The sequence below is a fragment of the Corallococcus sp. AB045 genome (assembly GCF_003668895.1).
GTDB classification, from domain to species: Bacteria; Myxococcota; Myxococcia; order Myxococcales; family Myxococcaceae; genus Corallococcus; species Corallococcus coralloides.
Window position 1 is genome coordinate 1 of the sequence record NZ_RAWN01000390.1, and the last position, 2,863, is coordinate 2,863.

At 65.9% G+C, this 2,863-nt stretch carries 2 protein-coding genes; both read left to right on the forward strand.

Going from position 1 to position 2,863, the window contains the following annotated elements; translation table 11 throughout:
- Positions 1–52: 52 nt before the first annotated feature.
- A complete protein-coding gene (locus tag D7Y21_RS43755) occupies positions 53–469 on the forward strand; it encodes a DUF5372 family protein (protein ID WP_158619404.1) in 417 nt (138 codons plus the stop codon).
- Positions 466–2,835, forward strand: coding sequence for a recombinase family protein (locus D7Y21_RS40915; protein ID WP_121718597.1), 2,370 nt, complete (start codon positions 466–468; stop codon positions 2,833–2,835). The genes D7Y21_RS43755 and D7Y21_RS40915 overlap by 4 nt, the downstream gene beginning before the upstream one ends.
- Positions 2,836–2,863: the final 28 nt, after the last annotated feature.

Consider the following 2,863-nt stretch of genomic DNA (forward strand, 5'->3'; position numbering starts at 1 on the left):
GGGAAACCCATCTCAGCGCACCCCATCCAAGCAGCCGTCGTCGCAGGATTCGGTGATCATCACCCACCCGCTCCATCCATTCGTGGGCCGGACGCTTCCGCTGCTGCAGCACCTGCGGTACCTCGGTCGCGCCTGCGTCGTCCTCCGCTTTCCTGACGGGCACGCCGCGAAAGTGCCTGTGGACTGGACGGACCTGCGGCCGTGGCCCCCACCGCTCAAATTCCGTGGGAAGTGTCCGAAGCTGCACCCCGAATCGCTCCGGGAGCTGAGTGTCTGGATGGAGGAGTTGGGCCAGAGGTCCACCTCGCATGGCCAGCAAGTCAGGGCGTCGGAAAAGAAGCTCCGGCCAGCCGCCGACGCCGGGCGCGCTCTACACGGCGCTGCCCGAGGCGCTGCGGCTCGAACTGCTGGGCGTGCTGGCCGACGTACTGCTGAAAGCCGTGGCCGAGTCCCGCGAGGCAAGCGATGAATTCCAAGGTTCGACCCGAGCACCTGGCTCGCCCCGTTCGGGTGTACATCCGCCAGTCCACCCTCATGCAGGTCCACGAGCACCGGGAGTCGACCGAGCGCCAGTACGCCCTGGTCGAGCTGGCGAAGAAACTCGGGTGGGACGCCGCCCAGGTCGAGGTCATTGATGAAGACCTGGGACAGAGTGGAGCCAGTGCCACCTCGCGCAAGGGCTTCCAGCGGCTGACGGCCGAAGTCAGCATGGGCAAGGTGGGTGCCGTCCTGTCGCTGGAGGTGTCGCGGTTGGCGCGCTCCTCGGCGGACTGGCATCGGCTGCTGGACCTGTGCGCGCTGTCCGACACGCTCATCATCGATGACGATGGCGTCTACGACGCCAACGACTTCAATGACCGGCTGGTGCTGGGCATGAAGGGCACCATGAGTGACGCCGAGCGCCACGCCATGCGCCTGCGCTTGCAGGGCGGCATCCTGCATAAAGCGAAGAAAGGCCAGCTCGTCTTCTCGCCTCCGACTGGATACGTCTTCGAGAATGGCGCGCTTGTCTTCGACCCCGACGAGCAAGTGCAGCGGGCGGTCCGCCTGCTCTTCGAGCGCTTCCGCTTGGAGGGGAGCGTCAGTGGCACTGTGCGCTACTTCAACCACCACCAGCTGCTGTTCCCCACGCGGCGCGCCCATCGAGACGCTCCTGCGCAAATCGAATGGCACCCGCTGAGCGTCCCGCGTGCGCTGGCCGTTCTGCGTAACCCGGCGTACGCAGGTGCCTACGCGTGGGGACGAAACCGGGACCGGCATGCGCTCGTGGATGGCGTGGTGCGACGCAAGCACGAGAAGCTCCAGGCGCGCGAGCAGTGGCATGCGTTTCTGCCGGACGCCCATCCGGCCTATCTCCCCTGGAAGCAGCACGTGGAGAACCTGCGGCGCGTCGAGGAGAACAGCGCCGGATTCACGCGTGCGCCAGGGCGTGGAGCCGTGCGCAATGGCCCGGCGCTGCTGCAAGGGCTGACAATATGCGGCAGGTGCGGGCGACGGATGAATCCGGTCTACCCCTTGGCGGACCTTCCCTGTTACCAGTGCAGCCTGCGCCCCTATGGTGAGGCGAACTGCTGGTCCACGGTGGCCCACCGCATTGATGCCAAGGTGAGCGAGGCCGTCCTCCAATCCTTCGCACCGCCCGAGTTGGACCTCTCGCTGGCAGTCCTCAAACAGGTGGAGCACCAGTCGGCCGAGGTGGACCGCCAATGGAAGCTGCGTCTGGAGCGGGTGCGCTACGAGGCCCAGCGCGCCGAGCGTCAGTACAACGCGGTCGAGCCGGAGAATCGCGTGGTGGCTCGCACCCTGGAGACTCGCTGGAACCAGAAGCTCCAAGAAGTGGCGCAAGTCGAGCGGGAGTATGAGCAGGCACGGAGTACTCCCGGGCTGGAGTTGTCGGACAAGGACAAGAAGAAGATTCTGGCCCTGGCGCGCGAGCTGCCCAAGCTCTGGAGCGCTCCGACCACGACGAATGCGGACAAGAAGCGCATCCTGCGGTTGCTCATTCAGGACGTCGTCCTCGTACCCGTGGACGTGCCCCAACGCTCCACCCGGATTCGCATCCTCTGGAGGACGGGCGCCGCCAGTGAACTGCGGGTTGCCCGGCCCACCATGGACGAGGCCCGCCGGATGCCGCCTCAAGTCCTCGAGGAGATTCGCCGGCTGTCCCGTCAGCACCTCAGCGACCCGCAGATTGCCGAGGAACTCAATCGGCGAGGTTTCAAGAGCAACCGGAAGAGTCGCAGTGGCCGTTTCACCCAGTCGTCCGTGGCGACGCTCCGCAGGCGCAAGGGCATCCAGGCGGGACGTCGCTCTGGATGGAGCAGCGTCCAGGTGCCCGAGCGGGACGAGCAGGGGCGCTATTCCATCCGCGGCCTGACAGCGTGCTTCGGAGTGACAGCCTCGATGGTCCTCTACTGGGTCAAGAGCGGCCAGTTGACTCCTGTGCCCGACCACGTGCCCATGCGCGGGCGCAGCAAGCAGCCCCTCTGGTTTGAGATGACGCCCGAACTCCAGGCGCTCCTGGCCAGAGCGCGCCGCCAGGGCTACGCGCAGGGCAATCCACCTGTCCACGTCGGCCGTCGACGACCGCCGCCTCGCCTCCCAGACGGCCGCTACTCCACTCGCGGCCTCATCGAGAAGTACGGAGTAACCGATGCTGTCGTGCGGTACTGGATAAAGAAGGGCCTTCTCAAGCCGGAGCGGGACCTGCCCAGGGGTTTTTTCTGCTTCCGACTGACCCCCGCCATCGAGCGCCGCATCAAAGCCGCTCTTACACATGGAGCGAGCCGCCAAAGGACGAGGCAACATCATCGTCGTCGCAGCCACTCCCGCTAACACAGGTGTTTTGATGACAGTTCCGGCA

Coding starts and splice junctions, on each gene's coding strand:
- D7Y21_RS40915 (WP_121718597.1), top strand. CDS start 466: ATGAATTCCAAGGTTCGACCCGAGCACCTGGCTCGCCCCGTTCGGGTG.